The 19939-nt window shown below is 71.4% G+C and carries 6 protein-coding genes and 1 pseudogene; 5 read left to right on the top strand and 2 right to left on the bottom strand.

Going from position 1 to position 19939, the window contains the following annotated elements; genetic code table 11:
* Positions 1 to 34: 34 nt before the first annotated feature.
* Positions 35 to 13444: pseudogene (locus ACFWAR_RS09940) on the bottom strand (type I polyketide synthase); the annotation flags it as partial.
* Between the two features lie 706 nt (positions 13445 to 14150).
* Between ACFWAR_RS09940 and ACFWAR_RS09935 the strand changes: the two are divergent.
* The 4 genes from ACFWAR_RS09935 to ACFWAR_RS09920 are packed head-to-tail and all read left to right on the top strand — an operon-like array spanning position 14151 to position 17494.
* On the top strand, positions 14151 to 14951 hold the full coding sequence (locus ACFWAR_RS09935; protein WP_385775119.1) for a 3-hydroxyacyl-CoA dehydrogenase family protein: 801 nt from the start codon (positions 14151 to 14153) through the stop codon (positions 14949 to 14951).
* Between the two features lie 11 nt (positions 14952 to 14962).
* Positions 14963 to 15259 carry an acyl carrier protein gene (locus ACFWAR_RS09930; RefSeq protein ID WP_385774997.1) on the top strand — a complete coding sequence of 99 codons (297 nt, stop codon included), beginning with the start codon at positions 14963 to 14965 and terminating at the stop codon, positions 15257 to 15259.
* Positions 15252 to 16361, top strand: coding sequence for an acyl-CoA dehydrogenase family protein (locus ACFWAR_RS09925; protein WP_385774995.1), 1110 nt, complete (start codon positions 15252 to 15254; stop codon positions 16359 to 16361). Before ACFWAR_RS09930 ends, ACFWAR_RS09925 begins: the two co-directional genes overlap by 8 nt.
* A 17-nt stretch (positions 16362 to 16378) precedes the next feature.
* Positions 16379 to 17494, top strand: coding sequence for an HAD-IIIC family phosphatase (locus ACFWAR_RS09920; RefSeq protein ID WP_385774994.1), 1116 nt, complete (start codon positions 16379 to 16381; stop codon positions 17492 to 17494).
* Between the two features lie 4 nt (positions 17495 to 17498).
* On the opposite strand, the gene ACFWAR_RS09915 is transcribed toward ACFWAR_RS09920, so the two are convergent.
* Positions 17499 to 18167: an O-methyltransferase gene (locus ACFWAR_RS09915; RefSeq protein ID WP_385774992.1), complete on the bottom strand. Its 669-nt coding sequence runs from the start codon at positions 18165 to 18167 to the stop codon at positions 17499 to 17501.
* A gap of 166 nt (positions 18168 to 18333) precedes the next feature.
* Between ACFWAR_RS09915 and ACFWAR_RS09910 the strand changes: the two genes are divergently transcribed.
* The gene (locus ACFWAR_RS09910) at positions 18334 to 19854 is read left to right on the top strand and encodes a DUF4246 domain-containing protein (RefSeq protein WP_385774990.1); all 1521 of its coding nucleotides are present in this window, start codon (positions 18334 to 18336) and stop codon (positions 19852 to 19854) included.
* Positions 19855 to 19939 lie beyond the last annotated feature (85 nt).

The raw sequence follows: 19939 nt of genomic DNA, 5'->3' as shown, positions 1-19939 counted from the left end.
GAAGGTGACCCGAGCGGCCCGGCAACGCCGGAGCTCACATCTGTTCGTCGATGAAGCTGAACAGGTCGTCGTCGCTCGCCGAGTCGAGTTGATCGGCCACGGACGCGGCGGAAGGCTCCGACGCCGCCGCGGTGGCGTGGCTTCCACCACCCGTCGTACCGGCGCCGCACCGCGCCAGCAGGTCCTGCAATCGGGACTGGATGCGTCCTCGGAACGGATCGTCTTCGGTCAGCGCCGTCAGTACGGATTCCAGCTCGTCGAGTTCTCGGAGTCCGAGTTCGGCCGGCGTCATCGCGTCGGGCGGGCTGAGCTCCGCCGTCAAGTAGGAGGCCAGGGCCCCCGGGTTCGGGTAGTCGAAGATCAGGGTCGCGGGCAACCGCAGCCCGGTGGCTCCGTTCAGCAGGTTGCGCAGTTCGACCGCCGTCAGCGAATCGAAGCCGAGGTCCTTGAAGTGCCGTCCCGCCTCGACCCCGGCCGGTGTGGCATGGCCGAGGGCCGTGGCCGCGTGGGTGCGTACCAGGTCGAGGAGTACGCGTCGCCGCTCGTCCTCACCCAGCTCCACGAGCCGCTGCTTCAAGCCGTCCGCGCCTCCTGCCGCCGCCCCGGCCCCCGTCCTCGCGACCGCGCCGAGGGCCGAACCGGCACCGGACGCGGAACGCCCTTCGCCCTTCGCCGCCCCGGACGCGACGGGCCGGCGCACCAGCCCCCGCAGCACCGCGGGAGCGAGCTGGCCCTGGGCACCCGCGCGCAGTGCGGCCATGTCCAGTCGCATCGGCAGGACCACCGGGTCGCTCGTCCCGGCGACCGCGTCGAACAGCGCCAAGCCCCGTTCGGAGTCGAGCGCGCCGATGCCCATGCGGGCCAGGCGCTGGACGGCGCCCTCGCCGAGCCGCTCCGTCATGCCGCTCCGCTCGGCCCACAGGCCCCAGGCGAGCGCCTGGGCGGGCTGGTCGAGCGTGTGGCGGTGGTGGGCCAGGGCGTCGAGGAACACGTTGGCCGCGGCGTAGACGCCTTGACCGGCCGTGCCCAGCGTGCCCGCCGCGCCGGAGAACAGGACGAACGCCGTCAGGTCCATGCCCTGCGTCAGTTCGTGCAGGTGGAGGGCCGCGTCGACCTTGGGCCGCAGCACCCGCTCGATCTGCGCCGGGGTGATGGTGGTGATGACCCCGTCGTCCAGCACTCCGGCCGCGTGCACGACCGCCGTGAGCGGATGCCCGGCGGGAATCGCGGCGAGCACGTCGGCGAGCGCCTCGCGGTCGGCGACGTCGCAGGCGGCGAACGTCACCTCCGCGCCCCGGGCGGTCAGGTCCGCCCGGAGTTCGGCGGCGCCGTCGGCCGCGAGGCCCCGGCGGCTGAGCAACAGGAGCTGGCGCACGCCGTGTTCGGACACCAGGTGCCGCGCGAACATCGCTCCGAGCGCACCGGTGGCTCCGGTGATCAGGACGGTGCCCAGCGGATCGAGGGCGAGGCCCTCGGTCCCGGCGCCCGGCGCCCCCTGGGTCGGGGTCATCCGGGCCACTCGCGGCAGCAGCACTTCGCCGTCACGCACGGCGAACTGCGGCTCGTCGGTCATCAGCGCACCGGGCAGGGCCAGGTAGGACGCTTCGGCGTCGTCGAGGTCGACGAGGACGAAGCGGCCGGGATTCTCCGCCTGTGCCGACCGGACCAGGCCCCACAGCGGGGCGTTCGTCAGGTCGGGACGCTCGCCCCGGCGCGTCACGACGGCGTGCCGGGTGAGGAGGACCAGTCGGGTCTCCGCGAAGCGGTCGTCCGCCAGGAGCTCCCGCATGGCCGTCAGGGCGTCCGTCACGGCCGTGCGCACGTCCGCTGCCGTCCGCGCGACGTCCGATGCGGTGCCGTGACCGGTGTCGTGACCGCCGACGCAGGCGAGCAGCACCACGTCCGGCACGGTCGCCGTACCCGCCTCGACCGCCTCGGCCAGCGAGGCGAGGTCGGCGTGGGCCTGGAGACCCGCGTACGGGCCATCCTCGTCCCCGAGCCCGACGCACAGCTTGAACTCGTCGGGGCCGACCAGGGCGACCGCCCCGCTCGCCCCGCTCCCGTTCGCCGTCGCCGGGGTCGGTCGCGTCGGCACCCATTCCATGCGGAACAGTTCGTCGCCGCGTCGACCGGCGTCGAGCCCGCCCGGCTCGACCGGTCGCAGGACCAGCGAGTCGATTCCCGCCACGGGCCGACCCGTGTGGTCGGCGACCGTCACCGAGACGGCGTCACCGCCCGCGGGGGCCAGTGCCACGCGCACCCTCGACGCGCCGACTGCGCGCACCGAGACTCCGCGCCACGCGAACGGCAGCCGAACCGTGGTCCGTTCGGGGTAGAAGTCGCCGAGCCGGAGCCCGTGGAGCGCCGCGTCCAGCAGGGCCGGGTGCAGCGCGGTCGCGGCCGCCTCGGCCTGCTGCTCGTCGGGCAGCGCGGCTTCGACGAAGACCTCGTCGCCGCGTCGCCATGCGGCCCGTACGCCCCGGAACACCGGGCCGTAGTCGTAGCCGGTGTCGGCGAAGTCCTCGTACAGGTCGTCCGTCGCGACGGCCACCGCGCCCTCCGGGGGCCACACCGTCAGGTCGTGCGCGGGAGGCGTCCGCCCCTCGGAGACGACGAGCACACCGGTCGCGTGACGCGTCCACTCCTCGCCGAATGCGGAGTCGTCCGGCCGCGAGTGCACGGTCACGTCGCGGCGGCCGGAGTCGTCCGGACCACCGACCTCGACCCGCACGCGGATGCCGCCCGTCTCCGGAAGGATCAGCGGCGTCTGGAGGGTCAGCTCTTCGACGGTGTCGCATCCGACCTGGTCACCGGCGGCCACGGCCAGCTCCACGAAACCGGTTCCCGGCAGCAGCACGGCGTCCGAGACGGCGTGGTCCGCCAGCCAGGGGTGCGTGCGCAGCGACAGCCGACCCGCGAATACGACCGCGCCCGAGTCGGGCAGCTCTACGGCCACACCCAGCAAGGGGTGCGCGGACGGCTCCATTCCCAGGACCGAGACGGCATCGGACGTGCCGGCTCCCGTCTCCAGCCAGTAGCGCTGGCGTTGGAAGGCGTACGTCGGCAGGTCCACCCGGGACGCACCCGTCCCCTCGAACGCCCGCGTCCAGTCCACCGCGACGCCGTGCGTCCACGCACGCGCCACACCGGCGACGAACGAAAGCTCCTCGCCGCGACCCGCGCGCAGCACCGGGACGAACACGCCGTCCGACACGCACTGCGCACCCATCGCGCTGAGCACGCCGTCCGGGCCCAGCTCCAGGAACACGGAGACGCCTTCGGCCGCGAGGGCCTCGACACCGTCCGCGAACCGCACCGAACCCCTCACGTGGCGCACCCAGTACTCCGGCGAGCACAGCTCCTCCGCCGACGCCACCGCACCCGTCACGTTCGACACCACCGGAATCACCGGGACGCCATACGTCAGACCCGCCGCGACCTCGCGGAACTCCTCCAACATCGCGTCCATCCGCGGCGAATGGAACGCGTGCGACACCACCAGGCGCTTCGTCTTGCGACCCTGCGCCTTGAGCGCCGCCGCCACCTCCAGCACCGCGTCCTCATCACCGGACAGCACCACCGACGAGGGGCCGTTCACCGCCGCGATCGAGACCCGCTCCGCGAAGTCGGCCAGCAGCTCGACGACGTCGGCCTCCGACGCCTGCACCGCCACCATCGCGCCACCCACAGGCAACGCCTGCATCAGACGACCGCGCGCGGCCACCAGCCGGGCCGCGTCCTCCAACGACCACACACCCGCCACACACGCAGCGACCAACTCACCGATCGAGTGACCACCCACGAACTCCGGCCGCACACCCCACGACTCGATCAGCCGGAACAGCGCCCACTCCACAGCGAACAGACCCGCCTGCGTGAACACCGTCTCGTCCAGAGCACCCTCAACGCCGCCCTCACCGAAGACGACCTGACGCACCCCACCCCGCACATGACCGGACAACTCCCGGTCCAACACCCCACACACCTCATCGAACGCCCCCGCGAACACCGGGAAACGCCCATACAACTCCCGCCCCATACCCACCCGCTGCGAACCCTGACCCGAGAACAACACGGCCAGTTGGCCCTCGCCGACGACGCCACCCGGGCCCTCGACGAGACCCGGTGCCGACTCGCCCCGTGCCAGGGCGCCGAGGGCATCCGTCAGCTCCTCGGACGAAGCGGCCGTCACCACGGCGCGGTTCTCGAACTCCGCCCGGCCCGAGGCCAGCGACCAGCCCACGTCGACCGGCGACAGGTCCAGGTCACCCTCGACCCGGGAGACCAACCGGTCCGCCTGCGCGCGCAGTCCGTCGATCCCGCGGCCGGAGACCACCCACGGCACCACTGCCGGAGCCATGGGCTGCGGCTCCTCGGCCGCCTCCTGGTCCTGCGGCGCCTGCTCGAGGATGACGTGGGCGTTCGTACCGCTCACGCCGAACGACGACACGCCCGCACGACGCGGACGCTCCTCGTCCCGCGACCACTCGCGCGCCTGCGTCAGCAGCTCGACCGCACCGGCCGACCAGTCCACCTTCGACGACGGCGCGTCCACGTGCAGCGTGCGCGGCATCACCCCGTTCCGCATCGAGACGAGCATCTTCATCACGCCGACCACGCCCGCGGCGGCCTGAGTGTGACCGACGTTGGACTTCAACGAGCCCAGCCACAGCGGCCGATCGGCCGGACGGTCCTGGCCGTAGGTGGCCAGCAGCGCCTCGGCCTCGATCGGGTCGCCGAGCGACGTGCCGGTACCGTGCGCCTCCACGACGTCCACATCGGCCGCCGACAGTCCCGCACTGGCCAGTGCCGCGCGGATCACCCGCTGCTGGGACAGTCCGTTGGGCGCGGTGAGACCGTTGCTCGCGCCGTCCTGGTTCACCGCCGAGCCGCGCAGCAGCCCGAGCACCGGGTGCCCGTTGCGCCGCGCGTCCGACAGCCGCTCCAGGAGGAGCAGGCCGGCGCCCTCGGCCCACGAGGTGCCGTCGGCCGCGTCGGAGAACGCCTTGGAGCGTCCGTCCGCCGCCAGTCCGCGCTGGCGGCTGAACTCGATGAACATGCCGGGTGCGGGCATGACCGTCACGCCGCCCGCGAGGGCCAGCGTGCACTCGCCCGAGCGCAGCGCCTGCGCCGCCAGGTGCATGGCCACCAGGGAGGAGGAGCAGGCCGTGTCCACGGTCACCGCGGGGCCCTGGAGCCCCAGGGTGTAGGAGATGCGGCCCGAGATGACGCTGGACGACTTGCCCGTGAGGAGGTAACCCTCCACCGATTCCGGGGCTTCGTGCAGGCGCGCGCCGTAGTCCTGGTAGGTCATGCCGGCGAAGACGCCGGTCATGCTGCCCTTGAGGCTGGCGGGGTCGATGCCGGCCCGCTCGAAGGTCTCCCAGGCCGTTTCGAGCAGCAGCCGCTGCTGGGGGTCCATGGCGAGGGCCTCGCGGGGCGAGATCCCGAAGAACGCCGGGTCGAATGCGGTGGCTTCGTGGAGGAAGCCGCCCTCCCGCGCGTAGCTGCGGCCCGGCCGGTCCGGGTCGGGGTCGTAGAGGTTGTCCAGGTCCCAGCCGCGGTCCGTCGGGAAGCCGGAGACGACGTCCCGTCCTTCGTCGAGGAGCTGCCAGAGCTGCTCCGGCGTGTGGACGTCCCCGGGCAGGCGGCACCCCATCGCGACGATCGCGATCGGGTCGTCGTCGTCGGCCGTGGTGGGCCGCGGTGCGGGGAGGGGCGCCGCGAGCGGCCCGGAGGCCGTGTCCTCGTGCGTGCCCACGAGTTCCGCGCGCAGGTGGCGGGCCATGAGCGTGACCGTGGGGTGGTCGAAGACCGACCCGGTGGCCAGCCGCAGCCCCGTGGCCGCGTTCAGGCGGTTGCGCAGTTCCATGATCCGCATGGAGTCGAAGCCGAGTTCCTTGAAGGCGCGTCCCGTCGCGATCGCGTCGACGCCGGAGTGGCCGAGCACCGCCGCCGCGTGCGTGCGCACCAGCTCGGTGAGCGTCCGCTCCTGTTCGCCGGGGGCGAGCCCGGCCAGCTGTCGGCCCAGGTCCTTGGCGGGCAGGTCGGCGCCCGGGGTGGCGTCGCCCGTGGTCGTACCGGTGGCCGTGCGGGCCACCTCGGGGATCTCGTCGAAGAGCCGATTGCGCCGGGTCGTGGAGAACTGCGCGGCGAAGCGGTCCCAATCGACGTCGGCGAAGGCGAGGAACGGCGTGTGGTGCCCGGCCGCGCCGGAGAGGGCCGCCACGGCGCTCTCCGGTGCCATGGCGACCAGTCCGCGCCGACTCATCCGCTCGTCGGTCTCGGCGTCGGCCATGCCGCCGCCGCTCCACGTGCCCCACGCGAGGGACAGTGCGGGCAGCCCGTCGACGTGCCGTTCGTGGGCGAGTGCGTCGAGGGTGGCGTTGGCCGCCGCGTAGGCGGCCTGGCCGGCGTTGCCCCAGACGCCGATGACGGAGGAGAAGAGGACGAAGGCGTCGAGGTCCAGGGACCGCGTCAGTTCGTCCAGGTGCCGGGCGCCGTCCACCTTCGAGCCGAGTACGTACGCCAGGTGCTCCGGCGTCAGCGTCTCGATCACGCCGTCGGCGAGGACTCCGGCGGTGTGCACGACACCGGTCAGGGGCGGCAGTTCACCGGTCGCCGACCGCTCGGCCAACGAGGCGAGCAGCTCGGCCACCGCGTCGCGGTCGGCCACGTCGCACGCGACCACCGAGACCCCGACACCCGCATCCGTCAGCTCGGCCCCGAGGACGTCGGCCCCCGGCGCCAGCGGCCCGCGCCGCGAGGCGAGCACCACGTGCTCGACCCCGTGAGCGGCGAGCCAGCGGGCGACGTGCCCGCCCAGCGCGCCCGTACCGCCGGTGACCAGGACCGTTCCCCGCGGCGACCAACCGTCCGCCGCCCCGGAGGGACGAGCGGCACGCACCACGCGGCGCACCCGGATCCCGGAGGCGCGCACCGCGACCTGGTCCTCGCCGTCCGTCGCGGCCAGCACGCCGCACAGGCGTTCCACCACGCGGGCGTCCAGGACCTGCGGCAGGTCGACGAGACCGCCCCACGACTGCGGGTGCTCCAGCGCCACGACCCGGCCCAGACCCCAGACCTGTGCCTGGGACGCACCGGTGAGCCGCTCCGTGCGCGTCACGGCCACCGCCGCGCGCGTCGCGCACCACAGCCGGGCCTCGACACCGGCGCCGACGAGGGCCTGTACGAGGGCCAGGGTCCCGGCCACGGCGGCCGACGCTCCCCCGTGGGTCGGGTGCGGCGACTCGTCCAGGGCCAGGAAGGACAACACACCGGTGACGGGCTCCACGGCGCCGTCCACGATCTCGGTCAGCGACCGGGTCAGACCGGCCCGGTCCGTGTCCGCGGGCACCGTGAGCCGCAGGGTGCGTACGCCCCGCGCCGCGAGCCCGCCCAGTACGGACGTCAGCCACGCGTCGTCGGCGAGTCCGGCCGGGACCACGAGGAGCCAGGTCCCGGTCAGCACCGGATTCGCCGCGGAGTTCGATGCGGGGTTCGATCCGCCGGACAGCGGCTTCCAGGCGACGTCGTAGCGTCGGCCGTCGAGCTCCGACTGCTGCCGCCGGCCCTTGCGCCAGGCGGAAAGGGCGGGCAGGACGGCGCTGAAGGGCTGCTCGCCGGACACATCGAGGGTGTCGAGGAGCGAGGTCAGGTCCTCGCTCTCCACGGCTTCCCAGAACCGCGCGTCGACCTCGTCGACCGACCCGGCGACGGCCGCCTCCGCACGGCGTGCGGTTGCCGCCGGGGCCTCCAGCCAGTAGCGACGCCGCTGGAACGCGTACGTGGGCAGGTCCACCCGGGACGCGCCCGTCCCCTCGAAGGCCCGCGCCCAGTCCACGTCCACGCCGTGGACCCAGACCTCGGCGAGCGAGGTGAGGAAGCGTTCGATGCCGCCCTCGTTGCGGCGCAACGAGCCCACCACACAGGCCTGTTCGGCGCCACGGGACTCCGCCGTGTCCTGGACCCCGACGGCCAGCACGGGGTGCGGCGACACCTCGACGAAGACGGTGTTCCCGGCTTCGACGAGAGCGCCGACCGTTTCTTCGAAGCGCACGGTCTGGCGCAGGTTGCGGTACCAGTACCCGGCGTCGGCTTCCGCGGTGTCCATCTCCGCGCCGGTCACGGTGGAGTGGAACGGCACGCGCGACGACACGGGAGAGGTCCCGGCCAGCACCTGGGCGAGCTCGTCCTCGATCAGTTCCACGTAGGAGGAGTGGGAGGCGTAGTCCACGGCGATGCGCCGGGCCCGCACGCCGTCCGCCTCGCAGTCGGCGAGCAGCTCGTCCAGCGCGTCGGGCTCGCCGGCCACGACGACCGAGGTCGGCCCGTTGACCGTGGCGATCGACAACCGCCCGTTCCACCCGGCTATGCGCTCGGCCGCCTGCCGCGCGGTCAGTGCCACGGACATCATCCCGCCGTGCCCGGCCAGGCTCCCGGCGATGACCTGCGAGCGCAGGGCCACCACCCGGGCGCCGTCCCGCAGGGACAGTCCGCCCGCGACGCAGGCCGCGGCGATCTCGCCCTGCGAGTGTCCGACCACCGCGGTCGGCTCCACACCGTACGAACGCCAGAGCGCCGCCAGTGACACCATCATCGCCCACAGCACCGGCTGGACCACGTCCACGCGCTCGAGCGTCGGCGCGCCGGGGGCCTGACGGACCACGTCCTCCAGGTCCCAGTCCACGAACTCGGCCAGGGCCAGGCCGCACTGCGCCATCGACTCGGCGAACACCGGTGCGGCGTCCAGCAGTTCCACCGCCATGCCCGCCCACTGCGAACCCTGGCCGGGGAACACGAACACCACGCGGCGACCGGAGGCGGCCGACGCGCCCTCCACCGGTCCGACCACCACGCCGGACGCCTCCTCGCCACGGGCCAACTGGCCCAGACGTGCGCAGAGTTTGTCGCGGTCGCGGCCGGTCACCACGGCGCGGTTCTCGAACTGCGCGCGTCCGGAGACGAGCGAGAGGCCCGCGTCGGCCAGGGACAGGTCGGGGTCGTTCACCATGCGCGACAGGAGCCGCGCCGCCTGTCCGCGCACGGCCTCGGCGCCGCGTCCGGAGAGGACCCACGGCGCCGCGGTCGGCGCCACGGCCGCCGTCGCGACCGGCTCGGCCTCCGGGGCCCGCTCCAGGATGAGGTGGGCGTTGGTGCCGCTGATGCCGAAGGACGACACGCCCGCCCGGGCCGGGCGGTCTTCGGCCACCGGCCAGTCGCGGGCCTCCGTGAGGAGTTCCACGGCGCCGGTCGACCAGTCCACCTTCGTGGACGGTTCGTCCGCGTGCAGCGTGCGGGGCAGGACCCCGTGGCGCAGGGCCTGCACCATCTTGATCACGCCCGCCACACCGGCGGCGGCCTGCGCGTGGCCGATGTTGGACTTCAACGAGCCGAGCCACAGCGGCCGCTGCGCCGGTCGGTCCTGGCCGTAGGTGGCGATCAGGGCCTGTGCCTCGATCGGGTCGCCCAGCGTCGTACCGGTGCCGTGCGCCTCCACCGCGTCCACGTCCGCGGCGGACACGCCCGCGTTCGCCAGGGCCGCGCGGATGACACGCTGCTGCGAGGGACCGTTCGGCGCCGTCAGGCCGTTGCTCGCACCGTCCTGGTTCACCGCGGAGCCGCGGATGACGGCCAGTACGGGGTGCCCGTTGCGCCGGGCGTCCGACAGCCGCTCCAGCAGCAGCATGCCCGCGCCCTCGGCCCACGAGGTGCCGTCGGCCGCGTCGGAGAACGCCTTGGAGCGCCCGTCCGTCGCCAGTCCGCGCTGGCGGCTGAATTCCACGAACATCCCGGGCGTGGCCATGACCGTCACGCCACCGGCCAGCGCCAGCGAGCACTCGCCCGAGCGCAGGGACTGGGTGGCTTGGTGCAGCGCCACGAGGGACGACGAGCAGGCCGTGTCCACGGTCACCGCCGGGCCTTCGAGGCCCAGGAAGTAGGCGAGCCGTCCGGAGATCACGCTCGCGGCCTTGCCCGTGAGCAGGTAGCCGTCGAGCCCGTCCGTGGCCTCGTGCAGCAGGGCGCCGTAGTCCTGGGACATCGCCCCGGCGAAGACGCCGGCCTGGCTCCCGCGTACGGAGGCGGGGTCGATGCCCGCCCGCTCGAAGGCCTCCCAGGCCGTCTCCAGCAGCAAGCGCTGCTGGGGGTCCATGGCGAGGGCCTCGCGCGGCGAGATCCCGAAGAACCCCGGGTCGAACTCGGCGGCTTCGTGGAGGAATCCACCCTCCCGGACGTACGAGGTACCGGAGCGGCTCGGGTCCGCGTCGTAGAGCGCGTCGAGGTCCCAGCCCCGGTCGACGGGGAAGTCGGTGATGCCGTCCCGGCCTTGCGAGACCAGGTCCCACAGCTCCTCGGGGGACGTCACGCCGCCCGGCAGCCGGCAGCCCATGCCGACGATGGCGATGGGCTCGGCCGACAGGTCGGTCGCCGGTCCGAGGTCCTGCGCGGACGGCGAATCCGTCAGCTCACCGTCCAGGTGACGCACCAGTGCGCCGGGCGTGGGGTAGTCGAAGATCAGCGAGGCGGGCAACCGCAGTCCGGTCGTCTCGATCAGCCGGTCCCGCAGCTCGACCGCGGTGAGGGAGTCGAAGCCCAGGTCCTTGAAGGTGCGCGTCACGTCGACGGCGTCGGCCGATCGGTACTCCAGGACGGTCGCGACCTGCGTCCGTACGATCTCTTCGAACGACTGGCTCCGCTCGGGCTGCCGGACCGTCTCCGGGAGCTGCCGCGGGGACGGCGACTCGCCGACCCCGGGCTCGGTCCCGGTCTCGGCCTCGTCGGCCGGCCGCTCGACTCCACCGAGCCAGTAGCGCTCGCGTTGGAAGGCGTAGGTCGGCAGGTCCACCCGGGACGCACCCGTCCCCTCGAACGCCCGCGTCCAGTCCACCGCGACACCGTGCGTCCACGCACGACCCACACCGGCCACGAACGAACGCTCCTCGCCACGACCCGCGCGCAGCACCGGGACGAACACGCCGTCCGACACGCACTGCGCACCCATCGCGCTCAGCACGCCATCCGGGCCCAACTCCAGGAACACGGAGACGCCTTCGGCCGCGAGGGCCTCGACACCGTCCGCGAACCGCACCGAACCCCGCACGTGGCGCACCCAGTACTCCGGCGAGCACAGCTCCTCCGCCGACGCCACCGCACCCGTCACGTTCGACACCACCGGAATCACCGGGACGCCATACGTCAGACCCGCCGCGACCTCGCGGAACTCCTCCAACATCGCGTCCATCCGCGGCGAATGGAACGCGTGCGACACCACCAGGCGCTTCGTCTTGCGGCCTTGTTCCTTGAGCGCCGCCGCCATCTCCAGCACCGCATCCTCGTCACCGGACAGCACGACCGACGACGGGCCGTTGACCGCGGCGATCGAGACCCGATCCGCGTAATCGGCCAGCAGCTCGACGACGTCGGCTTCCGACGCCTGCACCGCCACCATCGCGCCACCCACAGGCAACGCCTGCATCAGACGGCCGCGCGCGGCCACCAACCGGGCCGCGTCCTCCAACGACCACACACCCGCCACACACGCAGCGACCAACTCACCGATCGAGTGACCGCCCACGAACTCCGGCCGCACGCCCCACGACTCGATCAGCCGGAACAGCGCCCACTCCACAGCGAACAGACCCGCCTGCGTGAACACCGTCTCGTCCAGAGCGCCCTCAGCACCGCCCTCGCCGAAGACGACCTCACGCACCCCACCCCGCACATGACCGGACAACTCCCGGTCCAACACCCCACACACCTCATCGAACGCCCCCGCGAACACCGGGAAACGCCCATACAACTCCCGCCCCATACCCACCCGCTGCGAACCCTGACCCGAGAACAACACGGCCAGTTGGCCGCCACCCGCCACCGAGCCCGGACCCACCACCACACCCGGGACCGACACACCGCGCGCGAGACCGCTCAGCGCATCCGTCAGGTCCTCGCCGGAAGCCCCGATGACGACGGCGCGGTTCTCGAACTCCGCCCGTCCCGAAGCCAAGGACCAGCCCACATCCACCGGTGACAGATCAGGCTCTGCTTCAAACCGTGACAACAATCGCGCAGCCTGCCCGCGCAATCCGTCAACTCCGCGCCCGGAAATCGGCCACGGCACCGCCGCGGGGGCCACAATCGCCGGCGGCGCCGAAGTCTCGGTATCGATCTCCGGGGCCTGTTCGAGAATCACGTGCGCATTCGTTCCGCCCATGCCGAATGAGGAAACACCGGCCAAAAGTGGGGTGCTCTCGTCGGGCCAGGATTCCAGTTCCTTCTGCACGCGCAGACGGAGCGAATCGAGGGGAATACCGGCGGGCGCTTCAGTGAAATTGAGGCTGGCGGGTATGAGCCTGTTCTTGATCGAGAGAACGGTCTTGATCAGTCCGGCAATACCGGCCGCTCCTTCGAGGTGGCCGAGATTGGTCTTCACCGATCCGACCCGGAGGGCGTCGTGCTCCGCACGGCCCGCGCCCATTGCCGCGCCGAGTGCGGTCGCCTCGACCTGGTCGCCCAGTCGGGTTCCGGTGCCGTGGAGTTCGACGTACTGGATTTCGGCGGGGTTCACTTCGGCCCGGCGGCACGCCAGGGAAATGACTTCTTCCTGTGCTTCGCGGCTCGGGGCGGTAAGTCCTTCTCCCCCGCCGTCGTTGTTCACGGCGCTGCCGCGAATGACGCTGAGGATCCGGTCGCCGTCGGCGAGGGCGCGCGAGAGCTTCTTGAGGACGACCAGGCCGCCGCCCTCGCCCCGCACGTATCCGTTGGCCCGGGCGTCGAAGGTCCGGCATTCCCCGTCGGGAGAGAGGCCGCCGAAATTCTCGGAGCGCGCGAAGCTCTCCGGGGCGAGGATGAGGTTGACGCCGCCGGCCAGGGCCAGGGAGCACTCACCCGTCCGCAGGGCCTGCGCCGCCTGGTGCACGGCGACCAACGAGGAGGACTGCCCGCAGTCCACGGTCAGGCTGGGTCCGCGCAGGCCCAGTACGTAGGAGACCCGGTTGGCGATGACGCTCCGGGCCAGTCCGGTCATGGCGTGCCGGCCGAGCGCCGAGGCTCCGCGGCGGTGCGCGAGCATCGCGTAGTCGTCCCACATCGAGCCGACGAACACGCCCGCGGGCTCGCCCTTCAGCGCGACGGGGGAGATTCCCGAGTCCTCCAGGGCCTCCCAGGCCAGTTCCAGCACGAGGCGCTGCTGCGGATCCATCGCGGCGGCCTCGCGCGGAGAGATCCCGAAGACGGCGGGGTCGAATGCGTCAACATGGCTCAGGAACGCGCCACGGATCTCCTGCTCGCCGTTTTCGGAACCACCGCTGCGGGTCAATTCCGAGTCGGCGCGCCCGTCGGGCACACCGGTGACCGAAGCGTTTCCCGCACTGAGGAGCTGCCATAAAGCCGCCGGGTTGGACGCGCCCGGGAAACGACAGGACAATCCAATAATGGCGATGTAATCATCCTGGAAGTTAGGCACGCTCGACAACACCGGAAAACCCCCTGCTCGACACATGAACTGGACATTCGCGCCCATCGCATCTTCTCCAGCAGAGAAGATCCCGGCGCCTCAGTATCCGTCAGCGACCCCGTTAAGGCCTCGCCACTCTAACCCTGGCTCGCGACGCAACGTCAAGATCCTTTTACCTTTCGGACACGGCGTCAGACCGCTCCGGGGTGACCACCCTCGCAGCAATAGGGAGGCCACCTCGCGGCCTCCACTTTAAAAGAGCGGCGCCCGGCTCGGCCGCACGGCGACGACCTACCAACACCCCACGGCTCGTGCTACGTTACGAATGGATCAAGGAGATCCCCGGGGGTACGCGAGGCTTTGCGTCACTGGTGATGTGCGGCTGAACGTAAGTCGACCATATCGCCATCCGCTTAGCTGACCTGCGTAGATGTACTGCGAATGGGCACTTGTCGCACGAGAGTCCATCAGGTCGGCAAACCCCCTCGGCTTTGGACCACGTCCGCCGTCGCGGTCGCACGTGCACGACGGGTCCGAACGAGCCGATCAGGAAACGGCATGAGCAGGTCCGCACGGGTGCGAACCCGCGGGCGGCCTGCGGCCCGGGCCAAGGCGGCCCCATCCAGAGCGAGGGAGTGTGTCCGGCAACGTGAACCAACCGACCGACCATCAAGTGGCCATCGTGGGCGCGGGGGTGATGGGTTCCGGCATCGCCACTCTGATGCTGGGGCACGGGATCCCCGTCGTCCTGGTCGACGTCGACGAGGCGACGCTCGACGACGCGCGTGGCAGGATTCTTCAGCAGCTCCGGCACGCCCAGCTCATGGGGGCGGTGCCGGCGGGCCGGGAGGCCGGACGGCTGGTCACCACCGTCTCCCTGGCCGAGGTGGCAGACTCGACGGCAGTGATCGAGGCGATCACCGAATCACCCGCGGCGAAGGCCAAGGTGATCGGCGAGGTCTCGGCGGCCGTCCGTCCCGGTACGCCGCTGATCTCCAACACCTCGGGCATCCCGATCGGCGAGCTGGCCAACTGGGCGGCACGACCGGCCGAGCTGCTCGGCACCCACTTCATGAACCCGTCGTACCTGATCAAGATGGTCGAGGTCAGCCGCGGCCCGCAGACGAGCGACGAGACGGTCGAGGCCGTCGTCGCCCTCCTGTCCACCGTGTCGCGCCGGGCGGTCATCGTGCAGGACGCCCCGGGCTTCGTGACCAGCCGGCTGCTCCACCCGATGATCAACACCGCGGTGCGGATCGTCGGCCAGGGCACCGCCACGGTCGAAGCGGTCGACGAGCTCATGGAGGGGTGCCTGGGGCACCCGACCGGGCCGCTGCGCACCGCGGACCTGATCGGGCTGGACAACCTGACGGACTCCCTCGCCGAACTCTACGAACGCACCGGCGACGAGGCGTGCAAACCCTGTGACCTCTTGCTGGACAAGGTTCGCCGCGGCGAACTCGGCCGCAAGACGGGCCACGGCTTCTACTCCTACTGAAAGGCGACACCATGACGATCGACCAGGCAATCGACGGAGCTGCGGTTACCCCCGAAGCCATCCAGGAGGCGCTGCTCGGCTTCCTCGAGGGCCGGACCAAGTCCACGCTGTCCCCGACCGAGGACCTCTTCGCCTCCGGTCTGCTGTCCTCCATGTTCGCCATGGAGCTGGTGGTCCACCTCGAACAGAGCTACCGGATCGCCATCGTCGGCGCGGACCTCAAGCTGGACAACTTCCGTACGGTGCAGGGCATGACGGACCTGGTGCTCCGGCTCCAGGGGGGCTCCACCGCGGGCAGCGATGTCTGAGCGACTGACCGGGGCGTTCGCGTTCTTCGACGGACTCGTCGACGGCCGGGCCGACGCGTGGGACCTGGCCGGTCGGATACCGGTCGAGCTGCTGCGCACGGCCGGTGCCCGAGGACTGCTGTGCGCCGAGGTCGCCCCCGCGCACGGCGGCCTCGGCCTGAGCAGCCGTGACAACGGCGAGCTGACGGCGTACGTCGGCAGCCAGTGCAGCTCCCTGCGGAGCGTGATGACCTCGCAGGGCATGGCGGCCTGGACCATCCAGCGGCTGGCGAACGCGGATCAGTCCGCGGCCCTGCTGCCGCTGCTGGTCGGCGGCCAGCTGGCGGCGGTGGGGTTCTCCGAGCCGGGCGCCGGCTCCGACCTCTCCATGATGAGCACGCAGATCAAGCTCGACGGCGACTCGGTCGTCCTCGACGGTCGCAAGATGTGGGTCACCGGCGCGCGGTACGCCGACCTGCTGATCGTCTTCGGCCAGTGCGAGGGCGGTGCGGCGGCCGTCGTGGTGCCCGCCTCGACCCCGGGCGTCCACGTGGAGGCGGTCGCCGACCCGATGGGGTGCCGGGCGGCCGGGCACGCGAACATCCGCTTCGACTCGGTGCGGCTGCCGGCGTCGAGCGTGCTGGGCAGTCCCGGCCTGCCGCTGCCGCTGCTGGTCACCACGGCGCTCGCGTACGGGCGGATCTCGGTGGCCTGGGGCTGCGTCGGCATCCTGCGGGCCTGCCGCAACGCCGCGGCGCTGCACGCCAAGTCCCGTACGCAGTTCGGCAAACCGCTCAGCGAGCACCAGCTCGTGGCGCGTCACCTCGCCGAGCTGTTCATCGCCGAGCAGGTGGCGACGCAGGCGTGCGCGCACGCGAGTGCGTGCTGGGACGCCGGTTCTCCCGACATGGTCGTCGCCACGGTCCTCGCCAAGCACGTCAGCGCCGGCAACGCCGCCACCGCAGCGGCCACCGCGGTGCAGGTGATGGCATCGGCCGCGGCGCAGGACGGCCATGTGGTGGCCCGTGCGTACCGGGACGCGAAGTTGATGGAGATCATCGAGGGCACCAGCGAAATCTGTCAGTTGATTCTGGCGCAGCATGCCGTCGCAACGGCGCAGTGAGCACCCGGGGAGGGTCCGTGTCTGAACAGCCGACCATCGTGAAGTGCCTGGTCTGGGACCTGGACAACACGCTCTGGCAGGGCACCTTGCTGGAGGACGACGAGGTCCGGGTGCCCGACGCGGTGCGGGAGCTGATCGCCACTCTGGACTCCCGCGGCATCCTGCAGGCGGTGGCCAGCAAGAACGACCACGATCTCGCCTGGGCGAAGTTGGAGGCGTTGGGGCTCGCCGAGTTCTTCGTCGTGCCCAGGATCGGGTGGGGGCCGAAGTCGGACTCGGTGCGGCTGATCGCCGAGCGGCTCAAGTTCGCCGAGGGCACCATCGCGTTCGTCGACGACCAGCCGGCCGAGCGTGCGGAGGTGGCCTTCCACCTGCCGCAGGTCCGGTGCTACGACGCCGCGGACCTGCTGTCCTTCGCGGACCTGCCGGAGTTCAGTCCCGAGAACGTCACCGTCGACTCCCGGCGGCGGCGCGAGATGTACCGGGCCGGCTTCGAGCGGGAGGCCCAGCAGGCCGCCTTCAAGGGCCCGGACGAGGAGTTCCTGCGGTCGCTGGAGCTGGTGATGCGCATCGAGCGGGCGACCGGCGAGCAGCTGACCCGCGTCGAGGAACTCACGCTGCGCACCAGCCAGATGAACGCGACCGGGGTGCACTATTCGGACGCGGCGCTGCGCGAGCTGCTGGCGGATCCCGGGCACGAGGTCCTGGTGACCACCATGGCCGACCGCTTCGGGCCGCACGGCGCGGTCGGTGTGATGCTGCTGGCGACGCACCCGGGTGTCTGGCACCTCAAGTTGCTGGCCACGTCGTGCCGGGTCGTCTCGTTCGGTGCGGGTGCGGCGCTCCTGAACTGGCTGATCGACCAGGCCGCGCGGGCGGGTGCGCACCTGGTGGCGGACTTCCGTCCCACGGACCGCAACCGGATGATGGAGATCGCCTACCGGTTCGCCGGTTTCACCCGGTCCTCCGAGGAGCCGTGCGACTGCCTGGCCGCTCTGCCGGCGGTGGGCGACGAGGGGCTCCAGCAGCTGCACCTGGTCTCCGGGCCGCGTGCGGCCCACCCCACCATCGAGATCAGCGCGCCGGATCTGGCCGCGCACCACGGGGTGGCCGCGGCAGCACCGGCGCGCTGATCGCTCAGCTCGTCCGCTTGCGCACCAAGGTAATTCCGTCGGCCACCGGAAGAAGGGATATCTCGACCCGTTCGTCGTCGCGCAGGAAAAGGTTCAGTTCGCGTACAGCGACCGAATCGGCATCCTGGGCGGACGGGTCGATAACCCTTCCGAAGAAGAGGGTGTTGTCGATGACAATGAGCCCGCCGGGGCGGACCAATTCGATAGCCGCATCGTAATAGCTGCGGTAATTCGCCTTGTCCGCGTCGATGAAAACGAAATCGAAGGTACCCGCCGCGCCCGCGGTGACCAGCTCGGCCATGGTGTCGGTCGCGTTGCCTATGCGGACGTCGATGCGGTCGCTGATGCCCGCCTTGTCCCAGTATTCCTGGGCGATGCCGGGCCATTTGTCGCTGATGTCGCAGGTGATCAGCCGACCGTCCGACGGGAGCGCGCGCGCCATGCACAGCGTGCTGTAGCCGGTGAACGTCCCGATCTCCAGTACGTTCCGGGCCCCGACCAGGCCGACGAGGAGGGCCAGGAATTGACCCTCCTCCGCCATTACCTGCATCGCCTGCCCCATGGGCAGCTCGCTGGTGAGCTCCCGGAGGCCGCGCAGGATTTCGTCATCACGTAATGAGACATCGCGGACGTAGGACAGCAATTCCGCAGAAGAAGCCAATTGATTTGCCATGGACTCAAAGTAATACTGGACCGCACGACAGTGCAAGCCCGGAATGGAATACCGGGAAGTCCCGCCCACACGGTCTTCACGCGGTCGCGAACGGGCCACGGAGGGGGTGTCAGTGTGCTCACGTATCCTTCCGGGCACCGCACACCGACTCGAAGGACCAAGAGAATTGTCCGGTCTGACTGCCTTTCCGCTGCCCTTCCACACGTTCCGTTCCTTGCCGTACGCGACCCCCCGCACCCTGCGTGAGCTCCAGATGATGCGGCTCAGTTCGCACATCCGGGCGAAGTCGGGGTGGTTCGACAAGATGCGCGACGGCGACGTCGTCGCCAGGTGGACGCGAGAGGCGGTCGCCCAGGGCCTCACCGAGGCGCAGGTGCGGTACGTGATCGCCGAACTCGCGCACTACCGCGCGCTGCGCGACGAGCCGACCGGCGTCGAGGTGTCCGGGGTCGACGGGGTGTGGCAGTCGGACTCGCTGGTCGACGACGACCTGCGCGCGCGGCTGCGGGCGGCGGTCCGGGTCCTGGAAGAGGTCCCCGAGGCCGAGCGGGACTGGCACCCGGGATCCGACGGCCAGGTGCTGGACCTGGTCCATCCCTCGCTGTTCTGCCTGACGAGGGGGGTCAGCGGCGGGCCGGAGCAGGCGTGGGAGGACCCGACGGACCGGCACGCGAAGTACGAGTTCTCCGAGAAGTACCAGTGGTTGCCCACGGAGGTCGACGTCAGCGACGAGGGCGACGTGGCCTTCCGTTCCTACGTCAACAACGTCCATCCCGAGGAGCACCGCGAACTGGACGCCGTGCTGCCCGAGTTGTTCGCGCGCATGCGGCCGCTCCTGGAGAACGTGCTCACCGACCTGCGCCACCCCCGGCCGCTGCGGATCGAGGTCGATCCCTACGGGTGGTACGACGCGAGGCCGGAGTACCCGAAGAAGTCCGCCTTCGCCGAGGACGAGGAGGGGGCCGCGGCCTACGCGGCGGCCCGCGACGCGTACGACGTGGCCTCGGACGCGTGGTGGGAGAACCGGCGTCCGGTCGTGCCGGACGCCCCGGACTTCACCGCGCCCGAGCTGCCGGACGAGGCCGCCCGGGTCGATCTGCGCGGCCGCCGCCTCCAGGTCATCGTCAAGCTGGCGACCGTACACCTGACCCCGGAGAAGCCCGAGTACCCGGGCGGCTCCTGGCACGTCGAGGGGATGATCAACGAGCGGATCGTGTCGACCGGCATCTACTACTGGGACAGCGAGAACATCACCGAGAGCCGGCTGGGCTTCCGGGCGGCCCTCGACGACCCGGAGTACGAACAGAACGACGACGACGGCGTGCGCGAGGTCTACGGCCTGGAGAACGAGGACGCCCTGAGCCAGGCGCTGGGGTCGGCGTCGACTCCGGCGGGCCGCTGCCTGGCCTTCCCGAACGTCCTGCAGCACCGCGTCAGCCCGTTCGCACTCGTGGATCCCGACCGCCCGGGGCACCGCAAGATCCTCGCGTTCTTCCTGGTCGACCCGTCGCGCAGGATCGTCTCGACGGCCGACGTGCCGCCGCAGCAGCCGTGGTCCGCCACCTCGACCATGACGCTGGAGGAGGCCGAGGGCCACCGCGAACAGCTCATGCGGGAGCGGAAGTTCTTCGTCGACGAGCACAACGAGCAGATCTACGAACGCGAGTTCTCCCTCTGCGAGCACTGACCCCGGCGCCCGAGCGGGTGGCCGCCCTCGGCGGGGAACCGGACTTCGACCTGGCCACAACCGTCGCCCCGTACCGCCTCACCGG

Origin of the sequence: Streptomyces sp. NPDC059917, assembly GCF_042730635.1 — a bacterium.
Lineage (GTDB): Bacteria > Actinomycetota > Actinomycetes > Streptomycetales > Streptomycetaceae > Streptomyces.
Note: the sequence above shows the minus strand (reverse complement) of the source record. Positions and strands in the feature narration are given on the sequence as shown.